A 23,240-nucleotide genomic window follows, 5' to 3' on the forward strand; every position below is an offset into this window, starting at 1 on the left:
CAAAAGGAAGGTGACTAATGCGTATAGACCGTTTAACCAGCAAATTGCAGTTGGCGCTGTCCGATTCTCAATCTTTGGCGGTCGGTCTCGATCATCCCGCGATCGAGCCGGCGCACTTGATGCAAGCATTGCTTGAGCAGCAGGGTGGTTCGATCAAACCCCTGCTGATGCAAGTGGGCTTCGACATCAACAGCCTGCGCAAGGAGTTGAGCAAAGAGCTCGACCAACTGCCGAAAATCCAAAATCCTACTGGCGACGTCAATATGTCCCAGGATCTGGCGCGTCTGCTCAATCAGGCCGATCGCCTGGCGCAGCAGAAAGGCGACCAGTTCATCTCCAGCGAGATGGTGCTGCTCGCAGCCATGGACGAGAACAGCAAGCTTGGCAAGTTGTTGCTTGGCCAGGGCGTGAGCAAAAAGGCCCTGGAAAACGCCATCAACAATCTTCGCGGCGGCGAGGCAGTCAATGACGCCAATGTCGAGGAGTCGCGCCAGGCCCTGGATAAATACACCGTCGATCTGACCAAGCGTGCCGAAGAAGGCAAGCTCGACCCGGTAATCGGCCGTGATGACGAAATTCGCCGGACCATCCAGGTCCTGCAGCGGCGGACCAAGAACAACCCGGTGCTGATCGGTGAGCCAGGCGTGGGTAAGACGGCCATCGCCGAGGGCCTGGCCCAGCGCATCATCAATGGTGAAGTGCCGGACGGCCTCAAAGGCAAGCGTCTGCTCTCGCTGGATATGGGCGCGCTGATTGCCGGTGCCAAGTATCGCGGCGAGTTCGAGGAGCGCCTCAAAGGCCTGCTCAATGAGCTGTCGAAACAGGAAGGGCAGATCATTCTGTTTATCGACGAGCTGCACACCATGGTGGGCGCCGGTAAGGGCGAGGGCTCCATGGATGCGGGCAACATGCTCAAGCCGGCCCTGGCCCGTGGCGAGCTGCATTGCGTCGGCGCCACCACGCTCAACGAGTACCGCCAATATATAGAGAAGGATGCAGCCCTTGAGCGGCGCTTCCAGAAAGTACTGGTGGAAGAACCGAGCGAAGAAGACACGATCGCCATTCTGCGTGGCCTCAAGGAGCGGTATGAGGTTCACCATAAAGTGGCGATTACCGATGGTGCGATCATTGCCGCGGCCAAGCTCAGCCACCGCTACATCACTGATCGGCAATTGCCGGACAAGGCCATCGACCTGATCGACGAGGCCGCCAGCCGCATCCGCATGGAGATCGACTCCAAGCCGGAAGTGCTGGACCGTCTGGAGCGGCGCTTGATTCAACTCAAGGTTGAGTCCCAGGCGCTGAAGAAAGAAGACGACGAAGCCGCGATCAAGCGCCTGGAGAAACTCCAGGAAGAAATCGTCCGGCTGGAGCGCGAATACGCGGACCTGGAGGAGATCTGGACCTCGGAGAAAGCCGAAGTGCAAGGTTCGGCGCAGATCCAGCAGAAGATCGAGCAGTCGCGTCAGGAGTTGGAAGCCGCACGCCGTAAGGGTGACCTGAATCGCATGGCCGAGTTGCAGTACGGGGTCATCCCGGACCTGGAGCGCAGCCTGCAGATGGTCGACCAGCACGGTCACAGCGAAAATCAGTTGCTGCGCAGCAAGGTCACTGAGGAAGAAATCGCCGAAGTGGTTTCCAAATGGACCGGGATTCCGGTCTCGAAAATGCTCGAAGGCGAGCGTGACAAGTTGTTGAAAATGGAAAGCCTGTTGCACCAACGTGTGATCGGCCAGAACGAAGCGGTGGTGGCAGTGGCCAACGCAGTGCGGCGTTCCCGTGCCGGGTTGTCCGACCCGAATCGGCCAAGCGGCTCGTTCATGTTCCTCGGCCCGACCGGTGTGGGTAAAACCGAGCTGTGCAAGGCCTTGGCCGAGTTCCTCTTCGATACCGAAGAGGCCATGGTGCGGATCGATATGTCCGAATTCATGGAGAAACACTCGGTCGCTCGCCTGATCGGTGCGCCACCAGGCTATGTGGGCTATGAAGAAGGCGGTTACCTGACCGAGGCGGTACGGCGTAAGCCTTACTCGGTGATCCTCCTGGACGAGGTCGAGAAGGCCCACCCGGATGTCTTCAACGTGTTGCTGCAGGTGCTCGAAGACGGTCGCTTGACCGACAGCCATGGCCGTACCGTGGACTTCCGCAATACGGTGATCGTCATGACCTCCAACCTGGGCTCGGCGCAGATCCAGGAACTGGTCGGTGATCGTGAAGCGCAGCGTGCAGCGGTGATGGATGCGGTGTCGACCCACTTCCGTCCGGAGTTCATCAACCGGATCGACGAAGTGGTGATCTTCGAGCCATTGGCCCGGGATCAGATCGCTGGCATCACCCAGATCCAGATGGGCCGTCTGCGCAGCCGCCTGGCCGAGCGCGAGCTGACCTTGGAACTGAGCGACGAGGCGTTGGACAAGCTGATCGCCGTGGGTTACGACCCGGTCTATGGTGCACGGCCGTTGAAACGGGCGATCCAGCGCTGGATCGAGAACCCGCTGGCGCAGTTGATTCTCTCTGGCAGCTTCTTGCCGGGAGCAACGGTCAAGGGAACGGTGGAAAACGACGAAATCGTCTTTGCCTGACCGACACGGACGTTGCTGTGAAAAAGGCCTCGCATTGCGAGGCCTTTTTTTTCGATAGGGCGTTGAACTGAAAGGCAAAGGCTTGTAAAGTGCGCCCCGCAGTATGTCAGCCCAACGGTTCCTTCTCCCCAAGAAGAAATCTGAAACAAGTCGCAAATCATTGTCTTAAAAGCAATTTAAAGGGTTGACAGGGGTTTTTAAGATTGTAGAATAGCGCGCCTCAGAGACATGAACGCAGCGATGCTGACAGGGTCGAAGAGAGTGAAATACGCAGTAAATGTTTCAAATTGAAATATGTAGTTCCGTGATAGCTCAGTCGGTAGAGCAAATGACTGTTAATCATTGGGTCCCAGGTTCGAGTCCTGGTCACGGAGCCAATTTCAAACCGGGGTATAGCGCAGTCCGGTAGCGCGCCTGCTTTGGGAGCAGGATGTCAGGAGTTCGAATCCCCTTACCCCGACCATTTTTGGGTCGTTAGCTCAGTTGGTAGAGCAGTTGGCTTTTAACCAATTGGTCGTAGGTTCGAATCCCACACGACCCACCATTTTTGAGACCAGCTAACACTGGAATCGAATCTTAAGATCAGAGGCCAAAAGCCATGATCGAAGAAGGCGACTTGATAGGTCGCCTTTTTTTTACCGGGGTATAGCGCAGTCCGGTAGCGCGCCTGCTTTGGGAGCAGGATGTCAGGAGTTCGAATCCCCTTACCCCGACCATATTTAAAGTCCTCGTATCGCAAGATACGGGGATTTTTTTTGCCTCGAATTTGCTCGCCATCTACCGGCAGGCAAAAAAATGCCCCGATCAGTTCGGGGCATTTTTTATATGGATCAGTGCAACTTCAACCGCGGATCCGTCCCGCGTCCGATCCGGCTGCCGAGCATCAGCATGGCGGTGCGGAACGCGCCGTAGAGCGCCATCTGGTGCATGCGGTAGAGCGAGATGTAGAACATCCGCGCCAACCAGCCTTCGAGCATGACGCTACCGGTCAGGTTGCCCATCAAGTTACCCACAGCCGAAAAGCGCGACAGCGAGATCAGTGAGCCGTAGTCGGTGTACTTGTATTCAGGCAGGGCCTTGCCTTCGATGCGCAACTTGAGCGATTTGGCCAGCAGTGAGGCCTGCTGGTGAGCCGCCTGGGCCCGCGGTGGCACGTTGCGATCGCTACCGGGTTGCGGGCAGGCCGCGCAGTCACCGAAGGCGAAGATGTTTTCATCGCGGGTGGTTTGCAGGGTGGGCAGCACTTGCAGTTGGTTGATCCGGTTGGTTTCCAGGCCGTCGATGTCCTTGAGGAACCCCGGTGCGCGGATCCCGGCAGCCCAGACTTTCAGGCTGGCGGGGATCACCTGGCCGTCGGCGGTAATCAGGCTTTCGGCGGTGACCTCGCTCACGGCAGCGTTGGTCATGACCCTGACCCCGAGTTTCTCCAGGGTTTTATGCACAGGCCCGCCGATGCGCTCCGGCAGGGCAGGCAGCACCCGTGGGCCGGCTTCGATCAGGGTGATGTGCATGTTTTCCGGCTTGATCTTGTCCAGGCCATAGGCGGCCAGCTCGTGGGCGGCGTTGTGCAGTTCGGCGGCCAGTTCGACCCCGGTGGCGCCGGCACCTACGATCGCCACGCTGATCTGTTCAATCGCATCTGTTTGCCCTGCGTGGGCGCGCAGGTAGTGGTTGAGCAATTGCTGGTGGAAGCGCTCTGCCTGTTTGCGGGTGTCGAGGAACAGGCAATGCTGGGCCGCGCCCTGGGTGCCGAAGTCATTGGTGGTGCTGCCAACGGCGATCACCAGGGTGTCGTAGCCCAGTTCCCGGGCAGGCAGCAGCTCTACGCCACTTTCATCGTAGGTGGCGGCCAGCTGGATTCTCTTGCGCTCGCGGTCGAGCCCGCTCATGCGGCCCAGCTGGAACTCGAAGTGGTTCCATTTGGCTTGGGCAACATAGTTGAGTTCATCTTCGGAGGAGTTCAGGGAGCCGGCGGCCACTTCATGCAGCAACGGTTTCCAGATGTGGGTGAGGTTGGCGTCGACCAGCATTACGCTGGCGGTGCCGCGCTTGCCCAGAGTCTTACCCAGGCGGGTAGCCAACTCCAGGCCGCCGGCGCCGCCGCCGACGATAACAATACGATGGGTCATGGGGATATCTCGCAAGGCTAAAAGAAATCGGTGCAGTTACCCGAGCGAGCGCAAGGCAGCTCATAGCGTCAGGTAACTGATAAAACGGCTCAGCAGGCCCAGGCCGATGGTCACTGCCAGCACCACCACCAGGAGCATCCACGGCCGAAAGGGCCGGCGCTCGACACGGTGTTGGGTCAGTTGCAGATACTCTTCGACATGTTTTTGGTCGTCGGGGTTCAGGCGGCTGCTCATAAAGGCCTCGTCAGGTAGACGTTGCGAAATGTGGGGAAGCTACAGCTCCAGCCGAAGGTTTGCAGGGCCCCCGGGAACAGGTGCGTGCCGCAGGGTGCCAGGTTCTCACAGGCTGATCCCGACGTCGAACAGGATGCTGCGTCCCAGGTTACTGCGTAAAAAGTCCGGGGCGTCCGGGTGGGCAAACAGGACTCGGGCGAAGGTCGGGCCGACCAGCGACAGCGAGCGCCAGCCTTGGCGCAGATACTCGGTGGGCGGCGGGAAGTGGCTGTTGAGGTCCAGCACTTCACGCTTGAGGCTGGCGAAGGCAATGATGTCCAGCTCGCCCAGGTCCATGCCGCGCTCTTTATAGTTGTGGGCTTTCTTGCGCAGGGTAGGCGCCAGGCGCAGCAGCAGTTCGCTGGCCGGAATGCGCTTGGGCTTGGCTTCGCGACGCACCAGTTGGCTCAGGGAGAAAGCGCTGCGGCGCCGTTGCAGTTCGTCCCGCCATTCGTCGTTGAGGCGCCGGCCTTCATCGAGGACGAAAAACACCTCGAAGCTGGCCTCGCGAAACAATACGTCCGGCGGTTCCTGCCCGGCTGGGGTGAACTCGTCGGCGCGGTAACTGATGTTCAAGCCTTGCAGCAGGCGTTGGCAGACCCAACGCTCACGCTCCCATTTGCGGGCATTGGACAGGAACGCATTGGCTTGTTCGGCCTGAATGGTGAGCAGGCGCAAGTAATCTGAGTCATCCATAGGCCAAGCTTAGCGTCCAAACGCCGATTGCTGAAAGGTTCGTTTGACTGGAGGGCTGCGAAGGGCGGTGTAGACTGCTGGCCTGAACAATGTGCGATGCCCAGAGGAGAGAATGCGGTGAAGTATGGCGTGATGCTGTTGCTGAGTGTGCTGTGCCTGGGGGCACAGGCGACTGAAATCGGGGAGCGCCTGGCGCCCTGGACCCTGCTCGACCAGTTCGACCAACCCTACAGCCTGGATCAGCAGACCCATACGTTGCTGGTGGCGCGCGGCATGGACGCGGCCAAGCTGGTCAAGGCCGCGCTGGAAGATCGCCCCAAGGGCTATCTGGAGGCGCGACACACGGTATTCGTCGCGGATATCCAGCGCATGCCGACGCTGATCGCGAAAATGTTCGCGGTCCCGGCCATGCGCGATTACTCCTACCGGGTTCTGCTCGACCGCGAAGGACGAGTCGCACCGCGTTATCCCGGCGCCGAGAATAAGGTCTTGTGGTTGCAGCTCAATGAAGGGCGGCTGGTTGCGCAACGTGAGTACGCCACCGCTGCCGAACTGCGCGAGGCGCTGGAGCAACTGCAGCCATGATCAGTGCGGCCGTGCTGTCGGCGCCGACCCTGGTGGTCGGCTGGCTGCTGTATGTGCCGGTGTTGATCTGGGCGATAGCGCGGTCGCCCTGGGTCGAGTTGTTCTCCGACCGTCGACGTCAGCATTTGCTGTTTGGCACGGTGTTCGCGCTGTTTATGTTGTGGCTGGTGCGCCGGGACTTCGACACCGGCGTGTCTTATCACTTTATCGGCATGACCGCCGTGACCTTGCTTCTGGACTGGCCGCTGGCAGTGGTCGGCGGGTTGGTGGCCCAGTTGGGGCTGGTGCTGCTCGGGCGTCAGGACCTGGCCGCCATGGGGGTCAACGGGGCGTTGCTGATTCTGTTGCCGGTGCTGGTCACCGAATGCTGCGCGATCCTCGTGGAGCGGGCGCAACCGCGTAACCCCTTTGTGTACATCTTTTGCTCCGGCTTTTTTGCTGCGGCACTCTCGGCCTTGCTGTGCCTGTTGGTCGGGCTGGGCCTGCTGTGGTTCGACGAGCGTTTTGCCATGCCTGAGTGGCTGGAGGATTTCGTCGGCTACCTTTGGCTGATCATTTTCCCCGAGGCCTTTATCAACGGCATGGTGATCAGCGCGCTGGTGGTGTTCTGCCCCGAGTGGCTGGAAACCTTCAACCGTACCCGCTACCTCTCGGCACCGTGGAAGGACGACGATCCACGTTCTTGATCCATATCAATTACGTCGGCCAGGCGCCGTCTCATGCTCTGGAAAATTTCTGGAGTACGGTCATGAGTGTCTACGAATGGGCAAGGCAGGAAATGCGCAAGAATCTGGAGCAGGCCCAGGAGCAGGGCTTTGAGCCGGGCCTGAGCCTGCGCGCCCTGCTCAGCGCGGTGGTGCAGCAGAGCAAGAGCGTACGCAGTATTGAGGACCTGGCCGACGAATTGCAGTTTCTCGCGGAGAACCTCGACGACCAGCAGGATTACGGGTTTATGCGTCCTTAGAACGATGCAGCCGGGGTTCAGTGGGCGCGGGGCGGCAGGTCTTCGGAGAACAATTCGTCTTCGGCGTCCGGGCTGACCGGAATCTTGTGTTCTTCGGACGCCCAGGCACCCAGGTCGATCAGTTTGCAACGGTCCGAGCAGAACGGCCGGTTGCTGTTCTCGGCGGTCCATTCAACGGGGGCGCCACAGGTTGGGCATTCTACGGTCAGGGGTTGGCTCATGACTGGCCTCCACGCAAAGTTAGATAAAAGTGGTGCAGGCGCTCGACCTCACTGTGCAACCAGGCAAGGTCGCGGTCGTTGGCCAGCACATCGTCGGCATGGCGCAGACGCTCTTCGCGGCTGGCCTGGGCCTTGAGAATCGCCTGGATCTGCTGTTCGCTGATCTGGTCGCGCTGCAGGGTGCGCTCGATTTGCAGCTGTTGCGGGACATCGATCACCAGCACCCGCTGAGTCATTGCCGCCTGGCCGGACTCGATCAGCAGCGGCGACACCAGGATTGCATAGGGCGATTGTGCACGCGCCAAGTGGACGACGATTTCCTCGGCGATCAACGGGTGCAGCAGGGCTTCGAGCCAGCGTCGCTGCTCCGGGACTTCAAAAATCAGCTTGCGCAGGGCGGCTCGGTCCAACTGGCCGTCAGCCTGCAGCACGCCTGCGCCGAAATGTTCAGCGATGCGCGCCAGGGCCGGACGTCCGGGCTCCACCACCCAACGAGCGGCGTGATCGGCGTCCACGACATGGATGCCCAGGTCGATAAAATGTTGCGCCGCAGCGCTTTTGCCACTGCCGATGCCGCCGGTGAGGCCAAGAATCCAGGGTTTGGTTACAGGGTTAGTCATTGGAGCCCGACAAACTGCAAATAGAGGTCGGTTATTTGACCACCCCAGAGCAAGGCAATCCAGCCGGCAATTGCCAGAAAAGGCCCGAAGGGGATCGGGGTCGAGGTTTGCGCATTGCGCCAGCGCAGCATCAGCGCCCCCACCAAGGCTCCCACCAGCGACGCCAGCATGATGGTCAGTGGCAGGCTCTGCCAGCCGCCCCATGCACCAATCATGGCCAGCAGCTTGAAGTCGCCATGGCCGATGCCGTCCTTGCCGGTCAGCAGTTTGAACAGCCAGTACACCGACCACAGGCACATATAACCAAGCACGGCGCCCCACAGCGCATCGTCCAGGCTGACGAACAGCCCGAAACTGTTGACGATCAGCCCCAGCCACAACAGAGGCAATACCAGCACGTCAGGCAGCAGTTGATGCTCGGCGTCGATCAGGCTCAGCGTCAGCAGCCCCCACGTGAGCAGCAGCACCACACCAGCCTGCCAGCCAAACCCGAAATGCCAGGCAATAAAGGCCGACAGCAGGCCGCAAGCCAGCTCGGTAAGCGGATAGCGTGGGCTGATCCTGGCTGCGCACTGTGAGCAACGCCCGCGCAGCAGCAGGTAGCTGAGCAGCGGGATGTTCTCCCAGGCGCGGATCTGGTGGGCGCAGTGCGGGCAGTGGGAGTGCGGCAACAGCAGGTTATAGGTCGGCGCTGGCGACTGCTCGGGCAGACCCAGCACTTCATGGGCCTGGGCCTGCCAGTCGCGCTGGAGCATTTTGGGCAGGCGCCAGACCAGCACATTGAGGAAGCTGCCGATCAGCAGCCCGAGAATCAGCGCGGATAACACGAAGGCCAATGGGTAGATGGCCAGAACTTCAGTCAAAGACATGCTCAGATCGCTGTGCCGAGTTGAAAGATGGGCAGGTACATGGCCACCACCAGGCCGCCGACGATGCTGCCCAAAATCACCATGATAAAGGGCTCCATGAGGCTGGTGAGGGTGTCGACCAAGTTGTCGACCTCGGCTTCATAGTAGGTCGCCACTTTTTCCAGCATGGAGTCCAGGGCGCCGGATTCTTCGCCGATCGCCGTCATCTGGATCGCCATAGTAGGGAACATTCCACAGGTGCGCATGGCGAAGTTCAGTTGCATGCCGCTGGCCACATCCTCCCTGACCTGCTGCACCGCTTTTTTGAACTGGCTGTTGCCGGTGGCGCCGGCTACCGAATCCAGGGCCTGCACCAGGGGCACGCCGGCAGCAAAGGTGGTGGCCAGGGTCCGGGCGTAACGCGCCACCGCCGACTTGTACAACAGCGGCCCGGCCAGTGGCAGCTTTAGCAGGCTGACATCCAACCAGTCGCGCAGCCCCTGGAAACGCCGATAGCCGTAGCGCGCCGCGAGCAACGCAAGGGCGCCAGCCAGCAGCATTTGCCACCAGCGCTCCTGCATAAACTGCGAGAGCCCGATGACGGCCTGGGTAAAAGCCGGCAGTTGGGTATTCAACCCGGCGAACATCGACTGAAATTGCGGCACCACCTTGACCAGCAAAATGCCGCTGACGATCAAGGCGACGCAGATGACCGCCAAGGGATAGGTCATGGCCTTTTTGATCCTGGCCTTGAGGCTTTCGCTTTTTTCCTTGTAGGTGGCTACCCGCTCCAGCAGGGTGTCCAGGGCGCCGGCTTGCTCGCCGGCATCCACCAGGTTGCAATACAGCTCGTCGAACTGCCGGGGATGTTTGCGCAGGGCCCCGGCAAAGCTGTTGCCGGCTTCGATTTCACGCTTGAGCGCGTGGATCAGATTGCGCATGCGCGGCTTGTCGAAGCCCTCGGCGATGATATCGAACGACTGCAGCAGCGGTACCCCGGCTTTCATCATGGTCGCCATCTGCCGGGTGAACAGCACGATATCTCGCGCAACGATGGCTTTGCCGCTGCTGAGCAGCGCCACTGGCTTTTTCCGCACCCGCCCCGGGTTGATTCCTTGCTGACGCAATTGCGCCTTGATCAGTGCCGGATTGTGTCCGGTCAATTCGCCGCTCAGCTTGCGTCCGTTTCGGTCGCTGCCTTCCCAGGCGTAGACACTGACTCTTGCTGCTTTTACCGCCATGGTTCGGTCCTTGCTGGCGCCTTTGGACTATTCCGGGCCGCAGGCAATGGTTTGACGCCTTTAAGGTCGCGCCGACCGCCTGATAGATCGTGATTGCCCCGAGATGTTCCTGAGCGCTGGGGAACGGCGCCTCCCTGGGCCGTTTTCCTGTACAAGCCTAGCCAGCAAATACCCTCGGCCCCAGGCTGGCGGCTGACGAAAATTGTCAGTTTGTGCGACTCCTTGTGATGAAAGCCATCGGCCATCTCCGCTGCAAGCCTTGATCTACGGGCTTTCAGGGGCTGGCACAGGCCATGCTTCAAGCACTTCAGGTCATGACATTCCCGTTCATGCTTGGAGCTTGTCCATGAAGAGTCAGAAGGGCTTTACCCTGATTGAATTGCTGGTGGTGGTCGCCATCATCGGCATCCTCGCCACCTTTGCCCTGCCGCTGTATTCCAAATACCAGGCTCGGGCCAAGGTGGTGGCGGCATTGGCCGAAGCCTCGGCGCTGAAGGTCAATTTCGAAGATCAGCTCAACCAGGGCAGTGATCCGACCCTTGAACTGGTCGGCGGTACGGCCCTGACCACCAATTGCCGCATGACCGCCAGCGGCACGGCGGCCAGCGGCGAGGGCGTGATTGCCTGCACCATCCTCAACGCGCCGGGCCCGGTACTGAACCAGACCCTGACCCTGAGTCGTACCAACACGTCCGGGTGGCTGTGCAACACCACGGTAGGGGCGGACTACGCGCCCAAGGGCTGCACGGCCGGCGGCGCATGATGTAACGCCGGGAACGAACTGCGGATGTCGCGCCCGCTGGGGTGTGGGGCGCGCCAAGCCGGTCTTCCGGTTCAGATACGGCCGGAATCCAGGGCGCAGGGAAAGTTTCGCGATTTCAGACGGTTAAGGTTGAGCGAGAAACCGCAACTTGCACGCAGATCCGCAGGGTGTCATGCAAATTGCATGATTCCGGATTTTTGCTGTTTTAATAACTTATTGTTTTATAAGGGTTTTATCTGTTATCAGAAGTTGGCACAGCGCCTGCAATATCTCTGGTAACCCTGTTGCCAGGACACGGCGCAGGCTTTCCAGAAAAACAGGAGTTACTCGTATGAAGAAGTTCGCTATCGCTGCCGCAACTGCTACCGCTCTGACCCTGACCATGGCCAACGCAGCATTTGCGCAGACCACTCAAAACACCCAGGCACCGATGGTTGTGGCTGCCGGTGAAGTGACCAAGGCTAAAGAAGCTACCTCCGATACCTGGATCACCACCAAAGTTAAAAGCGACCTGGTTACCGAAAAAGGCATCCCAGGCACCGACATCAAAGTCGAAACCAACAAAGGTGTAGTGTCGCTGTCGTCCACCGTCGCGGTGACCGATGCGCAGAAAGCCACCGCTGTTGCCATCACCAAGAAAATCAAAGGCGTTAAAGCGGTTTCCGCTGACGGCCTGAAAGCCCAGTAAGAGTTCTTGCCTGGACTGGGAGATGAGGTGTAGGGCGAGCTGAGTAACACGCCTGGCGCTTCCTGAAGGTTCATGCGGAAGACCACAAGGATGTGGTCATTACAGGCCCCGGCACTTTGTGTCGGGGCCTGTTCTATTGCGGCGGGAAAAGATCGCGGCCTTCAGGCTGCGGCGCAGTCAGGGGTTATTCCGCATCCAGGTGCATCGGGGTGATGACTCGGCCATCGCTTTCGGCTTCACCGAGATTGGCGTCGATGAAGTAGACGCGGTCATCGGCCAGTTGGCCCTTGTCCACCAGGAAGTCCTTGATGCTGCTGGCGCGCTCCTGGCCCAGTTGGCGCAACAGTACATCGCTGCCACTCCAGAACTTGATCACCGCTTCACGCATTTTTGCGCTGCGTTCTTCCTTGCCCAGGTCCTTCCACTCGGCCGGCGGCTGGGTCTTGAGGCGAGTGCGATAAATGCCTTCGAGGAGCGGGCTCTTCTCGCTGTCGGGTACTTGCAGCAGCGACGCTTGGGCGGGCACCTTGTCCCCACGACGCTGGAGCATCTTGTAGTAGTTGTACTGGTATTCCCGTTCCAGTCGTTGCTGGGCCAGCAGTGGGCCATCGCTGCTCTGCGCCGCAGTGCCTTCGATCTCCAGGCGCAGGGCCGGACGCTCCTTGAGTGCGTTGGCAAGTTTTACCAGCGCGGCTTCCGAGTCCTTGCCCAGATCGCTTGAGCCAGGGGCGAACGACACGCTGCCCAGGTCTTCCGAACCGCCTCCCGCGATCAGCCCGCCAATAAGTTTGAAGGGCGCAGCGGCAGCCTTGACGATCAGGTTACGCAGGGTCTGCCAGACAATCGGCATGACACTGAACTGTGGGTTGTTGAGGTCGCCGGTCACGGGCAGCTCAATGGAAATCTTGCCATCGACGTCCTTGAGCAAGGCAATCGCCAGTTTCAGCGGCAGGCTCACCGCGTCCGGGCTGTCGACTTTTTCACCCAGTTGCAGCTGCTCGACCACCACCTTGTTCTCGGCCTTGAGTTGGCCGTTGGTGATCAGGTAGTGCAGGTCGAGGTTGAGTCGGCCCTTGCGGATGCGGTAGCCGGCGAACTTGCCCGAGTAGGGGGTGAGGGTGGTCAACTCCACGCGTTTGAAGCTGGTGGCGATATCCAGCGCGGCCATGGGGTCGAACGGGTTGACGCTGCCCTTGATGGTGACCGGCGCATAACGATCGACCTTGCCCTTGACGTCGACACTGGCCGGTTTTGCCTGGCGACTGTCGATGGTGCCGATCTGCCCGTTGAGTTGTTGCACCGCGGTGGCGAAGTTGGGCGTCAGACTGAAGTCGGCAAAGTTGGCCGAACCGTCATTGATGGCAATCGCACCAATGTGAATCCCCAGCGGTTTGTCCTTGCCTGGCGCGGGTTTGGCAGCAGGCTTGGCGCCGCTGTTGGCCGGTTGCGGAATCAGCAAGTCGTCGACGTTGGTGGTGCGGTCATCGTTGATCATGAACCGCGCATAAGGCTGGTACAGGTTGACCTTGTCGATCGACAGGCTGTCGCCGTGTTGATAGTTGAGACCTTCGACCACGACCTTTTGCCACTTCACGAAGTCGCGGGTTTTCAGGGTGTCGAGGGTGTGCAACTGGTTCACTTCGGCGCGGCCGGTGATGGCGAGTGTCAGCGGGTCGACTTTTTTCAGGTTGACCGCCAGGTCGCTGTCGAGCATGCCGCTGCGCAGTTCCAGGCGAATGAACGGGCTGATATAGGACTGCGCGACCCGCAGGTCGATATCCCGGGTCTGCACCTGGAGCTTGGCCGTGACCGGGTTCAGGTTGACCTCGCCGTTCGCTTGGAGCTTGCCCTGTTTGCCCAGCCCGCTGTCGAGCTTGAGGGTAAAGGGCGACTGATTGAGGCTGTCGAAATTTTGCAGGTCCAGGTTCAGCGGACCGACTTCCAGGGCCACCGCAGGTTTGGCTTTACGGTCTGCGAGGTGCACCTGGTAGTTGCGCAGTTGCACATCCTTGAGCAACACCTGCCAGGGTTTGCTCGGTGCTGCCGGCTGCGCCTTGGGGGTGTCGGCAGTCGCGGGCGCTGGGGCCGGTGCCGGTTTGGCCGGTTGGCTGGCGAACAGTTTTTGCCAATCCAGCTGGCCATCGGCTTCGAGGGCGGCCCAGGTTTCCAGCTTCTGGCTGCGAATCTTGCCGACCACCACCTGCTGCTTGGCCAGGTCTATCGTGGTTTCGCTGACATCCAGGCGCTCCAGGCGGGCCAGGGGACGGCCGTCCGGGGCCTTGATGGCGAAGGGCGCGACGCTCAGCGAAGTATCGCTGAGCAGCAACTCGGTTTCCTTGGACAGGTTGAGCGTGTAGTGCGTGCTGAGGTTGAGGATGCCGTCCTCGAGAACCAGCGGCACGGCGTCGCGAACGTAGGGCCACCAGACTTTCATCTTGCCGTCAGTGACCTTCAGGTTGCCCTCGGAAGTCAGCGGGATCAGGCTGAAGTTACCGGACCAGTCGATCTGTCCGCCTTCGGGCCCGGCCGCGACCAGGGTCATGTCGGCGTTGTCATCGGGCAGGGTGCTGAGGTTCTTCAACTCGAAGTCGAGTTTGTCGTACAGGAACTCGATCGGCTCGCTCGGGCGCAGGTCCTGGAAGTGCACATAACCGCTCGCCAGCTTGATGCGCTCGATACGCAGTGGGAACGGCTTGGCGTCGGGATCGGCAGGGGTCGGTTCGCTGGCGGGGATCTTGAATAGCCCCAGCAGATTGAGTTTGCCTTCCTTGTCAAACAGGATCTCGGTCTTGGGTTTATCCAGTTCGATATCCGCCAGATGCAGCGCGCGGGTCCACAGGCTGTCCAGTTGCAGGTTCAGATAGAGGCGTTCGAAGCCTACCTGCTCTTTACCTGGCGCACCGATATTCAGCCCCCAGAGCGTGAGCTCCAGGCTGTACGGATTGAATTCGATACGTTGGATATGGGCCGGGGTGGTGGCGTAGTTGGCGAGTTGCTGATTGGCCACCCGCAAGGCAATGCCCGGCAAGATCAGAAAGCCCAACAGACTGTAAAGGGCAAGAGCAGTCAACAGGGCGCCGATAGCGCGAATCAATCCTTTGGTCATGCGAGGGCTTCATCTATCTGATATCGGAAGTGCCTTGGAGTATGGCACGCGTTTCCGGTTCCGAAACAATCGGTGGATACAGGATTGTTCAGATTTGCCGCTACCGGGTCAGAGTTGCAGGACCAGGGTCTTGAGCGGTGGCTGTTGGTCCTGCGACGGGAAGTCCGCGCCGGGGGTCAGTACCTGGCAGTCACGCACCGGGCGCCCGGCCTTTTCGGCGCAACGCAGCACCTGTCCACGCCAGTCGTCCATCGATACCTTTGCCAGGTTGTTGCAGCAGATCAGCACCCCATCCTCGGCGGTGGCCAGCAACGCCGGCTTCAGCAGGCTCTGGTAATCGCGCAACAGGTCGACGGTGCCGAAGGCGCTCTTGGCCCAGGCGGGCGGGTCGAGCAATACCAGGTCGTATTGACGCTGTTCCAGGCGCGGATAACTGGGCAGTTTCTGCCCGCGACGCTGGCTGATGGGCAGTCCGGCCAATTGGCGAATGGCCGGGAAGTAATCGGACTGCACGAACTCCATGGTCGGCAACTGCGGGTTCAGCGCACCGTTCTCCCGGCCCACCGCCAGGTTGCCTTCGGCGAAGTCCAGGTTGCAGACCTCGCGGGCGCCACCGGCTGCGGCACTCAGGCCGACGCCACAGGTATAGGCAAACAGGTTGAGCACGCTTTTGCCGGCGCTGTGTGCCTTGACCCAGCCGCGGGCGTTGCGCAGGTCGAGAAACAGCAGGGGATCCTGCCCCGCATGTCGGCCGCGGACCCGGTAGTTCAGGCCCCATTCATGGCCCACCAGGTCTTGCAGCGCGGCCTCATCGGCGCGATACACCGTGTCTTCGCGGTCGATCCGCGAGTTGCCCCGAGAGCGGTCGTTGTAGACCAGCAGGGTGTCCAGGCCCAGGTGTTGGTTGATGGCCTGGTGCAGTTCCAGCAGCGTGTCGCGTTCCAGGCTCTGGTGAAAGCTCTGCACCAGCAGTTGCGGGCCATAGCGGTCGACGGTCAGGCCGCCGGCCCCTTCCTGGCTGCCGTGGAACAGGCGATAGCAATCGGTGCCTTGCTGATGCAATTCGGCGAGCAGTTCCTGGCGATGATCGAGGGCGGCGCGCAGCGCCTGATTCAAGGAAGACATGCGGGCGCCTTGCGAATGATTGGGCGCGGCAGTTTACCAGCTATGTCGCCAGAGGGCTTGTTCCTGCTGGCCTGCGCCCTGGGAGCGCAACCTATTCAACCGCCCCCGGGCAACCCATCAGTTCTGCGTCCTTCACTGCTTCGGTCTTACAGCCCCATGCGCCGTTTCGCCCGTTGTACCGAGCCATTACGCACCGCCCAGCGCAGCATGGGCGCACTGCGGTTGACGCTGGCGCGGATCAACTGGCGTTGCAGCGGGTTCTGGCTGACGTCGAGCATCGCACTGGCCCAGTCCGGCAGCAGATCGATTCCGGCCTTCATCATCAGTGCGCCAAAAGGCTTGGCCAGACGGCTGGGAGCGGGGGCCGCCAGTAAAAGGCGCAGCACTTCTCGACTGCGTTCGTCACACAACAACTGCGGTTGCATGCGGGCCAGGTAATCGCCGACCTCCCGGCGCGAGCGCGGGATATCGCGGGCGCCGAGGCGTTCGGCAACCAGCGCGATCTCGGCGTAATACCGGTCTTGATCGGCGGGCGACAAGTTCGGGTTGCGGTAGCGCAAGTGGGCCGCGAGGAAGCTGCTGACTTCAGCCACATGCACCCAGGTCAGCAGGTCAGGGTCGCTGGCGGCGTAGGGGCGGCCGTCGGGCGCGGTGCCAACCACCTGCAGGTGAATGGTGCGCACCTTGTCGATCAGCCATTCAGCATCCTGGCGCGAACCGAAGGTGGTGCCGGAAATGAACTGGCCGGTGCGGCGCAGGCGGCCGAGCATGTCCTGGCGAAAGTTTGAATGGTCCCAGACCCCGGCCAGGGCCAGTGGGTGCAGAGCCTGCATCAACAGGGCACTGATGCCGCCGATCAGCATGCTGCTGAAATCGCCATGCACTTGCCAACTGACCGAGTCCGGGCCGAACAGGCCCGGGTCGCCCTTGGGGTTTTCCAGGTCGAGTTTGCCCAGCGACAGGCCGGACAGGCTCATGACTTGGTTTTCGATGCGGCTACGAATGAATTCCATGACAGCTCGGTGATGTCTTCATGAGAGAAGCGCGGCCTGGGCCGCGCCGATTCAGAGGTTCAGGCGTTTGTCGATCAGCCCCTCGACCACGCTGGGGTCGGCCAGGGTCGAGGTGTCGCCCAGGCTGTCCAGCTCGTTGCAGGCGATCTTGCGCAGGATACGCCGCATGATCTTGCCCGACCGGGTTTTCGGCAAGGCCGGCGCCCATTGCAGCAGTTCCGGCTTGGCGAAGCTGCCGATTTCCTTGCTGACCAGGGCCAGCAGTTGTTTCTTCAGGTCATCGTTGGCTTCGACCCCGTTCATTGGGGTGACGAAGGCATAGATGCCCTGGCCCTTGAGGTCATGGGGGTAACCGACCACGGCGGCTTCGGCAACGCTGTCATGCAGCACCAGCGCGCTCTCGACCTCGGCGGTGCCGATGCGATGGCCGGAGACATTGATCACGTCATCGATGCGCCCGGTGATCCAGTAATCGCCGTCCTCGTCGCGGCGTGCGCCGTCACCGGTGAAGTAGTAGCCGGGGTAAGGTTTGAAATAGGTGTCGACCATGCGCTGCGGATCGCCATAGACGCTGCGGATCTGCCCAGGCCAGCTGGCTTTGATGGCCAGCACGCCGCTGCCGGCGCCGGTGATTTCCTTGCCCTGTTCGTCCAGCAGCACGGGTTGTACGCCAAACATGGGCTGGGTGGCGCAGCCGGGCTTGATCCGGGTTGCGCTTACCAGGGGGCTGAGCATGATGCCGCCGGTCTCGGTCTGCCACCAGGTATCGACGATCGGGCAGCGTTGCTCGCCTACCACATTGAAATACCACTCCCAGGCTTCCGGGTTGATCGGTTCGCCGACGCTGCCAAGCAGGCGCAGGCTGCTGCGCGAGGTTTGCTGCAAGGGTTCGGGGCCTTCGCGCATCAAGGCCCGCAGAGCGGTTGGCGCGGTGTAGAAAATATTCACCTGGTGTTTGTCGATGACCTCCCAGAACCGCGAGCTGCTCGGGTAGCTGGGCACGCCCTCGAAGATCAGGGTCGTGGCGCCATTGGCCAGCGGGCCGTAGACGATGTAGCTGTGGCCGGTGACCCAGCCGACATCCGCAGTGCACCAGAAGACTTCTCCGTCGCGGTAGTCGAGCACGTACTTGAAGGTCATGGCCGCCTGCAGCAGGTAACCGCCGGTGGTGTGCAGCACGCCCTTGGGTTTGCCGGTGCTGCCCGAGGTATAGAGGATAAACAGCGGGTCTTCGGCGTCCATGGGCTCTGGCGGGCAGTCATCGTCGACGCTGCGCAGGGCCTGGTGATACCAGAGGTCGCGGCCTTCGACCCAGTTCACCGGGTTTTGCGTGCGCTCGACCACCACGACGGTACTGACTCCGGGGCAGTTGAGCAGGGCTTGGTCGACGTTGTTTTTGAGCGGTACGAACTTGCCGCCGCGCACGCCTTCATCGGCGGTGATGACGGTGCGGCAATCCGCATCCAGAATCCGGTCGCGCAAGGCATCCGGGGAGAAGCCACCAAAGACCACCGAGTGCACGGCGCCGATTCGCGTGCAGGCGAGCATGGCGTAAGCGGCTTCGGGAATCATCGGCATGTAGATGCACACCCGGTCGCCCTTCTTCACGCCACGGCTTTTCAACACGTTGGCCAGGCGACACACGTAGTGGTGGAGCTTTTTATAGGTGATCTGCAGCGACTCGGCCGGATCGTCGCCTTCCCAGAGAATGGCCACCTGGTCGCCACGCTGTTCCAGGTGACGGTCGATGCAGTTGTAGCTGACGTTCAGCTCGGCACCGGCAAACCAACTGGCGGCACCGGTTTTCAGGTCATAGCGCTGGACGGTCTGCCACGGTTTGCTCCAGTCGAGAAAACGGTTGGCCTGGTCGGCCCAGAAGACGCTGGGGTGTTCGATGGATTGTCGGTACAGGCGCTGGTAATCGTCCTGGCTCAGTTGTGCTGCCCGGCGGACGGCATCGGCTTTGGGGAACGTGCTGATATCGAACATGACGGTTCCTTATTCTTGTTTTTGCGACAAGTAATAAAGATGCGCCGAGCGGGGGGAGGGTTCAAGAGGCAGGCCCGCCGTCGAGGTCGAGGCGGGGTTGGCCTGGGTCGCAGCAGGTTAGGCCGTGCGCGGCTTGCGGGTGCATCGCCGGTTGGCCGTTGCCTTTGTTACAGGAGGTGAAAGCGTGGCCCGTTGAACAGGCCACGCCGAACAACCCGTCAGCCGCGGTGGCGACCGCGGAAGTAGTTGATCAAACCCTGAGTGGAGGCATCGTCAGCCGGTGTTTCCTCGCTGCCAACCAGGCGGTTGTAGACGCCTTTACCCAGCTCCTTGCCCAGCTCCACGCCCCATTGGTCGAAGGCGTTGATGCCCCACACGACGCTCTGCACGAACACCTTGTGTTCATACAGCGCCACCAGTGCGCCCAGGCGACGCGGGCTGATGCGCTCGACCACCAGGGTGTTGCTTGGGCGGTTGCCCGGAATCACCTTGTGCGGCGCAAGCTTCTGCACTTCGTCTTCGCTCAGGCCTTTGTCGCGCAGTTCTGTTTCGGCTTCGGCGCGGGTCTTGCCCAGCATCAGCGCCTGGCTTTGCGACAGGCAGTTGGCGTACAGCCACTGGTGGTGGTCGGAGACCGGGTTGAAGCTGACGATCGGCACGATGAAGTCGGCCGGAATCAGTTGGGTGCCTTGGTGCAGCAACTGGTGGTAAGCGTGCTGACCGTTGCAGCCGACGCCGCCCCAAATGACCGGGCCGGTATCAGTGGACACCGGGGTACCGTCCTGGCGCACGCTCTTGCCGTTGGACTCCATGTCCAACTGCTGCAAGTGCTTGGTGATGTTACGCAGGTAGTGGTCGTACGGCAGGATCGCGTGGCTCTGCGCGCCCCAGAAGTTGCCGTACCAGACGCCCAGCAACGCCAGCAGTACCGGCATGTTCTGTTCGAATGGCGCGCTCTGGAAATGCTGGTCCATGGTGTAGGCACCGGACAGCAGTTCCTTGAAGTTCGACATGCCGATGGCCAGGGCGATCGGCAACCCGATGGCCGACCACAGCGAATAGCGGCCGCCGACCCAATCCCACATCGGGAAGATGTTTTCTTCGCGGATACCGAACGCCACGGCAGCGGCGTTGTTGCTGGAAACCGCAATGAAGTGCCGATACAGCTCGGCTTCCGAACCACCCTGGGCCAGGTACCAGGCGCGTGCGGCCTGGGCGTTTTTCAGGGTTTCCAGGGTATTGAAGGATTTCGACGAGACGATGAACAGCGTGGTCTCGGCGCGCAGCTTGAGGGTCAGCTCATGGAACTCACTGCCGTCGATGTTCGCCAGGTAATGGCAGCGCACGCCTTTTTGGGCATAGGACAGCAGGGCTTCGGAAACCAGTTCCGGGCCCAGGAACGAGCCACCGATACCGATGTTCACCACGTCGGTGATCGGTTTTTCGGTGTAGCCACGCCACAGGCCGTCGTGAATGCGACCCACCAGGTCGGTGATCTGATTCAGCACCTTGTGCACGTCAGGCATCACGTTGACGCCATTGACCGACAGTTTGTCGCCTACCGGGCGGCGCAGGGCGGTATGCAGGGCCGGGCGCCCTTCGGAAGAGTTGACCAACTCGCCATTGAACAGCGCCCTGATCGCGTCCTGCAGGCCGACTTCGTCAGCCAGGCCCACCAGCAGGTCGCGGGTTTCGCTGTTGATCAGGTTTTTTGAATAATCGAGAAAAAGCCCACAGCTGCTCAGGCTGAAATGATGAAAGCGCTGCGGGTCGGCATTGAAGGCTTCGCGCATGCTGAAATCCTGCATGGCTTGGCGGTGGTCATTCAACGCCTGCCAGGCGGGCAGAGCGGTAACGTCATGAGGGGTGCGGTAATACGCCATCGCTGCGGTTTTCCTTTTGCTTGAACTGCCTTTTGGACACTGAAAAGCCCGGAACGTCCTGTTGGATGACAGGCCTCGTTCGGTCGACCCTGCGTCAACACGATAAATGGCGCGGGGCAATTACAGTAACCCTCGCGTGTTGATCTGTCTTGGCTTTGTCTGACCTGTAGCCGGTACTTTTTTATACCGGCGCGCACGGCGGGTGCAACAAAGGGGTGTGGATTGTTAGAAAAGAGTGGTTTCAGGCGACCTGAACCGGGATGGCATTGCTGGTGTGGCTCAGCTCGTTGCCGGGGGCCATGTACAGCATGCGCGGCTGGAAGTTGAGCAGCTCGGCTTCGCTGTAGTGGGCATAGGCGCAGATGATCACCCGATCGCCGACCTTGGCCTTGTGCGCTGCGGCGCCGTTGACCGAGATCATGCGCGAACCGGGCTCGCCGCGAATGGCGTAGGTGGTGAAACGTTCGCCATTGTCGACGTTGTAGATCTGGATCTGTTCGTACTCACGGATGCCAGACAGGTCCAGCCATTCGCCATCGATGGCGCAAGAGCCTTCGTAATCGAGCACAGCGTGGGTGACTTCGGCGCGATGCAGCTTGGCCTTGAGCATGATGGCGTGCATGGGGTGTATCCCTTGTCAGATCCTCGGGCGGGGCGCGGCAATAGTGGCTGCGGGCCCCTGGCGGCGGCAGTTTGCCCGAAGGTCCTGCTTCGGGCAATCAGGCTTTTATGCCGTGGCGTCGAGGTTCAGATGAAGGTTATCGATCAGGCGTGTGGCGCCCAGATACGCGGCCGCCAGAATCACCAGGTCGCGGTCATCTGCCGTGGCCAGGCGCAGGTTCGTGGCGTGGCGGATCTCCAGGTAATCGGGACGTAGACCGGCCGCTTCCAGTTGCTGGCGTTGTTCGCCCAGCAGCTTGGGATAATCCCGTTCGCCCTGCTCGATAGCCTGGGCGATCTGGTTCAGGCTGCGGTACAGCGCCGGCGCGATGGCGCGTTGTTGCTCGTCGAGGTAGCCGTTGCGCGAAGACAATGCCAGGCCGTCCGCGGCCCGTACGGTCGGCTCGCCGATAATCTGGATCGGCATGTTCAGGTCCTGGACCAGTGCACGAATGACCGCCAGTTGCTGAAAGTCCTTCTGGCCAAACACCGCGAGGTCCGGCTGCACCATGTTGAACAGCTTGCAGACCACGGTCGCCACGCCCTCGAAATGCCCGGGACGGCTGGCGCCGCACAGGCCTTCGGAAAGCTGGGGGACGCTGACTCGGGTCTGGCCGCTCATGCCTTCCGGGTACACCTCTTCAACGCTGGGGGCGAAGAGCAGGTGGCAGCCGGCTTGCAGCAGTTTTTCCTGGTCGGCGGCCAGGGTCCGAGGGTACTTGTCGAGGTCTTCGCCCGCGCCGAATTGCAGCGGGTTGACGAAAATGCTCGCCACCACGAAATCCACTCGCTGCGCCGCCTTGGTCACCAGTGCGGCATGGCCGCTGTGCAGGTTGCCCATGGTCGGGACCAGACCGATACGTTTGCCTTCGCTACGGGCGCGAGCCACCGCCGCGCGCAGCTCGCGCACAGTTTTAACAGTATTCATGCAGAGAATCCGTGTTCAGCGCCCGGGAAAGTCCCGGCTTTGACTTCATTGACGTAGGCGGCCAGGGCGGACTGGATGCTGTCCTGGCCGGCCATGAAGTTCTTCACGAACTTGGGCGCACGGCCGCTCAGTGACAGCCCGAGCATGTCGTGGATCACCAGAACCTGGCCGTCGGTGGCGCTGCCGGCGCCGATGCCGATCACCGGGATTTTCACCGCCTGGGTGATTTCAGTGGCCAGCTCGCTGGGCACGCATTCGAGCAGCAGCATCGCTGCCCCCGCCTGCTCCAGGGCGATGGCATCCGCGCGCATCTGCCGGGCCTGGTTCTCGTTGCGGCCCTGGACCTTGTACCCACCAAGGATATTCACCGACTGTGGGGTCAGGCCCATGTGCGCGCACACCGGAATGCCGCGCTCGGCCAGCAGGCGAATCGAATCCGCCAGCCACAGTGCACCTTCGACCTTGACCATGTGCGCACCGGCCTGCATCAGCTGGGCGCTGTTGTTGAGGGCCTGTTCGGTGGTGGCATAGGCCATGAAGGGCAGGTCGGCGAGGATCAGCGCGCCACTGTTACCGCGTTTGACCGAAGCCACGTGGTAGGCCATTTCGGCGGTGGTAACGGGGAGGGTGCTGTCGTGCCCTTGCAAGACCATGCCGAGGGAGTCGCCCACCAGCAGAACGTCGACGCCCGCTTCGCAGCAGGTGTGGGCGAAGGTGGCGTCATAGCAGGTCAACATGGCGATCTTCTCGCCTTTCTGCTTGAGGTTTTGCAGGGTGGTCAGGGTGATATCCGGCATCAAAAGGTCCTCATTCAGGCGCTTTGGAAACTACTGCGAGTAACGCGCGTGATTCTTCGTTTATTCAGGCGCACGGTCTTTTGTCGTGCTTATAAGGCCTGGATTGCGCCCTTTAACGCCAGGTTGGCG

General features: G+C 61.0%; 21 protein-coding genes and 4 tRNA genes. 10 read left to right on the forward strand and 15 right to left on the reverse strand.

The window, feature by feature from the left end:
• Positions 1-17: 17 nt before the first annotated feature.
• The 5 genes from clpB to ACOZJV_RS28810 all read left to right on the forward strand — a co-directional run bounded on the left by clpB (position 18) and on the right by ACOZJV_RS28810 (position 3,298).
• The gene (gene clpB, locus ACOZJV_RS28790) at positions 18-2,582 is read left to right on the forward strand and encodes an ATP-dependent chaperone ClpB (protein WP_020296469.1); all 2,565 of its coding nucleotides are present in this window, start codon (positions 18-20) and stop codon (positions 2,580-2,582) included.
• A gap of 301 nt (positions 2,583-2,883) precedes the next feature.
• Positions 2,884-2,959 (forward strand) — tRNA-Asn (locus ACOZJV_RS28795).
• A 9-nt stretch (positions 2,960-2,968) separates the two neighbouring features.
• Positions 2,969-3,045 (forward strand) — tRNA-Pro (locus ACOZJV_RS28800).
• A 5-nt stretch (positions 3,046-3,050) separates the two neighbouring features.
• A tRNA-Lys gene (locus ACOZJV_RS28805) sits at positions 3,051-3,126 on the forward strand.
• A 95-nt stretch (positions 3,127-3,221) separates the two neighbouring features.
• Positions 3,222-3,298, forward strand: a tRNA-Pro gene (locus ACOZJV_RS28810).
• A 114-nt stretch (positions 3,299-3,412) separates the two neighbouring features.
• Here the strand turns inward: ACOZJV_RS28810 and ACOZJV_RS28815 are convergent.
• The 3 genes from ACOZJV_RS28815 to ACOZJV_RS28825 form a co-directional block, all read right to left on the reverse strand.
• Positions 3,413-4,711 (reverse strand): NAD(P)/FAD-dependent oxidoreductase, encoded by a 1,299-nt coding sequence (locus ACOZJV_RS28815; RefSeq protein ID WP_421549017.1) that lies wholly within the window; start codon positions 4,709-4,711, stop codon positions 3,413-3,415.
• Positions 4,712-4,771: 60 nt separating this feature from the next.
• Positions 4,772-4,945, reverse strand: coding sequence for a DUF3094 domain-containing protein (locus tag ACOZJV_RS28820; protein WP_020296471.1), 174 nt, complete (start codon positions 4,943-4,945; stop codon positions 4,772-4,774).
• A gap of 105 nt (positions 4,946-5,050) precedes the next feature.
• Positions 5,051-5,680 (reverse strand): DUF1780 domain-containing protein, encoded by a 630-nt coding sequence (locus ACOZJV_RS28825; protein WP_020296472.1) that lies wholly within the window; start codon positions 5,678-5,680, stop codon positions 5,051-5,053.
• 117 nt (positions 5,681-5,797) lie between these two features.
• On the opposite strand from ACOZJV_RS28825, the gene ACOZJV_RS28830 reads away from it, so the two are divergent.
• The 3 genes from ACOZJV_RS28830 to ACOZJV_RS28840 all read left to right on the forward strand — a co-directional run bounded on the left by ACOZJV_RS28830 (position 5,798) and on the right by ACOZJV_RS28840 (position 7,229).
• A complete protein-coding gene (locus ACOZJV_RS28830; protein WP_421549018.1) occupies positions 5,798-6,265 on the forward strand; it encodes an FAD/FMN-containing dehydrogenase in 468 nt (155 codons plus the stop codon).
• Positions 6,262-6,951, forward strand: coding sequence for an energy-coupling factor ABC transporter permease (locus tag ACOZJV_RS28835; protein WP_078471776.1), 690 nt, complete (start codon positions 6,262-6,264; stop codon positions 6,949-6,951). The genes ACOZJV_RS28830 and ACOZJV_RS28835 overlap by 4 nt, the downstream gene beginning before the upstream one ends.
• Before the next feature lie 62 nt (positions 6,952-7,013).
• Positions 7,014-7,229 carry a hypothetical protein gene (locus ACOZJV_RS28840; RefSeq protein ID WP_020296475.1) on the forward strand — a complete coding sequence of 72 codons (216 nt, stop codon included), beginning with the start codon at positions 7,014-7,016 and terminating at the stop codon, positions 7,227-7,229.
• Positions 7,230-7,246: 17 nt separating this feature from the next.
• On the opposite strand, the gene yacG is transcribed toward ACOZJV_RS28840, so the two are convergent.
• Genes yacG through ACOZJV_RS28860 form a run of 4 tightly spaced genes read right to left on the reverse strand, consistent with a single transcriptional unit; the run spans position 7,247 to position 10,159 of the window.
• Entirely contained in the window at positions 7,247-7,450 is a 204-nt protein-coding gene (yacG, locus tag ACOZJV_RS28845; protein WP_020296476.1) for a DNA gyrase inhibitor YacG, read from the reverse strand.
• Positions 7,447-8,070: a dephospho-CoA kinase gene (gene coaE / locus ACOZJV_RS28850; protein WP_078471777.1), complete on the reverse strand. Its 624-nt coding sequence runs from the start codon at positions 8,068-8,070 to the stop codon at positions 7,447-7,449. The genes yacG and coaE overlap by 4 nt, the downstream gene beginning before the upstream one ends.
• Positions 8,067-8,939, reverse strand: coding sequence for a prepilin peptidase (locus tag ACOZJV_RS28855; RefSeq protein ID WP_201128034.1), 873 nt, complete (start codon positions 8,937-8,939; stop codon positions 8,067-8,069). The genes coaE and ACOZJV_RS28855 overlap by 4 nt, the downstream gene beginning before the upstream one ends.
• Before the next feature lie 2 nt (positions 8,940-8,941).
• On the reverse strand, positions 8,942-10,159 hold the full coding sequence (locus tag ACOZJV_RS28860) for a type II secretion system F family protein (RefSeq protein WP_421549019.1): 1,218 nt from the start codon (positions 10,157-10,159) through the stop codon (positions 8,942-8,944).
• Between the two features lie 346 nt (positions 10,160-10,505).
• On the opposite strand from ACOZJV_RS28860, the gene ACOZJV_RS28865 reads away from it, so the two are divergent.
• Both ACOZJV_RS28865 and ACOZJV_RS28870 read left to right on the forward strand, forming a co-directional pair.
• A complete protein-coding gene (locus ACOZJV_RS28865) occupies positions 10,506-10,922 on the forward strand; it encodes a pilin (RefSeq protein WP_020296480.1) in 417 nt (138 codons plus the stop codon).
• A 331-nt stretch (positions 10,923-11,253) separates the two neighbouring features.
• Positions 11,254-11,610 (forward strand): BON domain-containing protein, encoded by a 357-nt coding sequence (locus ACOZJV_RS28870; protein WP_078471780.1) that lies wholly within the window; start codon positions 11,254-11,256, stop codon positions 11,608-11,610.
• A 184-nt stretch (positions 11,611-11,794) separates the two neighbouring features.
• Here the strand turns inward: ACOZJV_RS28870 and ACOZJV_RS28875 are convergent, their stop codons facing one another.
• The 8 genes from ACOZJV_RS28875 to panB all read right to left on the reverse strand — a co-directional run bounded on the left by ACOZJV_RS28875 (position 11,795) and on the right by panB (position 23,111).
• Positions 11,795-14,716, reverse strand: a complete 2,922-nt coding sequence (locus ACOZJV_RS28875; protein WP_078471781.1) for a DUF748 domain-containing protein — start codon at positions 14,714-14,716, stop codon at positions 11,795-11,797.
• A 108-nt stretch (positions 14,717-14,824) separates the two neighbouring features.
• Positions 14,825-15,841, reverse strand: a complete 1,017-nt coding sequence (locus ACOZJV_RS28880) for a class I SAM-dependent rRNA methyltransferase (protein WP_421549020.1) — start codon at positions 15,839-15,841, stop codon at positions 14,825-14,827.
• A gap of 146 nt (positions 15,842-15,987) precedes the next feature.
• The gene (locus ACOZJV_RS28885; RefSeq protein ID WP_020296484.1) at positions 15,988-16,854 is read right to left on the reverse strand and encodes an oxygenase MpaB family protein; all 867 of its coding nucleotides are present in this window, start codon (positions 16,852-16,854) and stop codon (positions 15,988-15,990) included.
• 51 nt (positions 16,855-16,905) lie between these two features.
• Positions 16,906-18,843: an acetate--CoA ligase gene (gene acs, locus ACOZJV_RS28890; RefSeq protein WP_421549021.1), complete on the reverse strand. Its 1,938-nt coding sequence runs from the start codon at positions 18,841-18,843 to the stop codon at positions 16,906-16,908.
• 218 nt (positions 18,844-19,061) lie between these two features.
• Positions 19,062-20,726 carry a glucose-6-phosphate isomerase gene (gene pgi, locus ACOZJV_RS28895; RefSeq protein ID WP_078471785.1) on the reverse strand — a complete coding sequence of 555 codons (1,665 nt, stop codon included), beginning with the start codon at positions 20,724-20,726 and terminating at the stop codon, positions 19,062-19,064.
• 241 nt (positions 20,727-20,967) lie between these two features.
• Positions 20,968-21,348, reverse strand: coding sequence for an aspartate 1-decarboxylase (panD, locus tag ACOZJV_RS28900; RefSeq protein ID WP_020296487.1), 381 nt, complete (start codon positions 21,346-21,348; stop codon positions 20,968-20,970).
• A gap of 105 nt (positions 21,349-21,453) precedes the next feature.
• Positions 21,454-22,314 carry a pantoate--beta-alanine ligase gene (panC, locus tag ACOZJV_RS28905; RefSeq protein WP_421549022.1) on the reverse strand — a complete coding sequence of 287 codons (861 nt, stop codon included), beginning with the start codon at positions 22,312-22,314 and terminating at the stop codon, positions 21,454-21,456.
• Positions 22,311-23,111 carry a 3-methyl-2-oxobutanoate hydroxymethyltransferase gene (gene panB / locus ACOZJV_RS28910; protein ID WP_078471788.1) on the reverse strand — a complete coding sequence of 267 codons (801 nt, stop codon included), beginning with the start codon at positions 23,109-23,111 and terminating at the stop codon, positions 22,311-22,313. Before panB ends, panC begins: the two co-directional genes overlap by 4 nt.
• Positions 23,112-23,240 lie beyond the last annotated feature (129 nt).

Origin of the sequence: Pseudomonas sp. QD4 (assembly GCF_049199125.1) — a bacterium.
Classification (GTDB): Bacteria; Pseudomonadota; Gammaproteobacteria; order Pseudomonadales; family Pseudomonadaceae; genus Aquipseudomonas.

Coding starts and splice junctions, on each gene's coding strand:
- ACOZJV_RS28885 (WP_020296484.1), bottom strand. CDS start 16,854: ATGGAATTCATTCGTAGCCGCATCGAAAACCAAGTCATGAGCCTGTCC.
- ACOZJV_RS28840 (WP_020296475.1), top strand. CDS start 7,014: ATGAGTGTCTACGAATGGGCAAGGCAGGAAATGCGCAAGAATCTGGAG.
- ACOZJV_RS28835 (WP_078471776.1), top strand. CDS start 6,262: ATGATCAGTGCGGCCGTGCTGTCGGCGCCGACCCTGGTGGTCGGCTGG.
- ACOZJV_RS28855 (WP_201128034.1), bottom strand. CDS start 8,939: ATGTCTTTGACTGAAGTTCTGGCCATCTACCCATTGGCCTTCGTGTTA.
- pgi (WP_078471785.1), bottom strand. CDS start 20,726: ATGGCGTATTACCGCACCCCTCATGACGTTACCGCTCTGCCCGCCTGG.
- acs (WP_421549021.1), bottom strand. CDS start 18,843: ATGTTCGATATCAGCACGTTCCCCAAAGCCGATGCCGTCCGCCGGGCA.
- ACOZJV_RS28865 (WP_020296480.1), top strand. CDS start 10,506: ATGAAGAGTCAGAAGGGCTTTACCCTGATTGAATTGCTGGTGGTGGTC.
- ACOZJV_RS28870 (WP_078471780.1), top strand. CDS start 11,254: ATGAAGAAGTTCGCTATCGCTGCCGCAACTGCTACCGCTCTGACCCTG.
- panC (WP_421549022.1), bottom strand. CDS start 22,314: ATGAATACTGTTAAAACTGTGCGCGAGCTGCGCGCGGCGGTGGCTCGC.
- panD (WP_020296487.1), bottom strand. CDS start 21,348: ATGCACGCCATCATGCTCAAGGCCAAGCTGCATCGCGCCGAAGTCACC.
- coaE (WP_078471777.1), bottom strand. CDS start 8,070: ATGACTAACCCTGTAACCAAACCCTGGATTCTTGGCCTCACCGGCGGC.
- ACOZJV_RS28820 (WP_020296471.1), bottom strand. CDS start 4,945: ATGAGCAGCCGCCTGAACCCCGACGACCAAAAACATGTCGAAGAGTAT.
- clpB (WP_020296469.1), top strand. CDS start 18: ATGCGTATAGACCGTTTAACCAGCAAATTGCAGTTGGCGCTGTCCGAT.
- ACOZJV_RS28825 (WP_020296472.1), bottom strand. CDS start 5,680: ATGGATGACTCAGATTACTTGCGCCTGCTCACCATTCAGGCCGAACAA.
- ACOZJV_RS28875 (WP_078471781.1), bottom strand. CDS start 14,716: ATGACCAAAGGATTGATTCGCGCTATCGGCGCCCTGTTGACTGCTCTT.
- yacG (WP_020296476.1), bottom strand. CDS start 7,450: ATGAGCCAACCCCTGACCGTAGAATGCCCAACCTGTGGCGCCCCCGTT.
- panB (WP_078471788.1), bottom strand. CDS start 23,111: ATGCCGGATATCACCCTGACCACCCTGCAAAACCTCAAGCAGAAAGGC.
- ACOZJV_RS28880 (WP_421549020.1), bottom strand. CDS start 15,841: ATGTCTTCCTTGAATCAGGCGCTGCGCGCCGCCCTCGATCATCGCCAG.
- ACOZJV_RS28860 (WP_421549019.1), bottom strand. CDS start 10,159: ATGGCGGTAAAAGCAGCAAGAGTCAGTGTCTACGCCTGGGAAGGCAGC.
- ACOZJV_RS28815 (WP_421549017.1), bottom strand. CDS start 4,711: ATGACCCATCGTATTGTTATCGTCGGCGGCGGCGCCGGCGGCCTGGAG.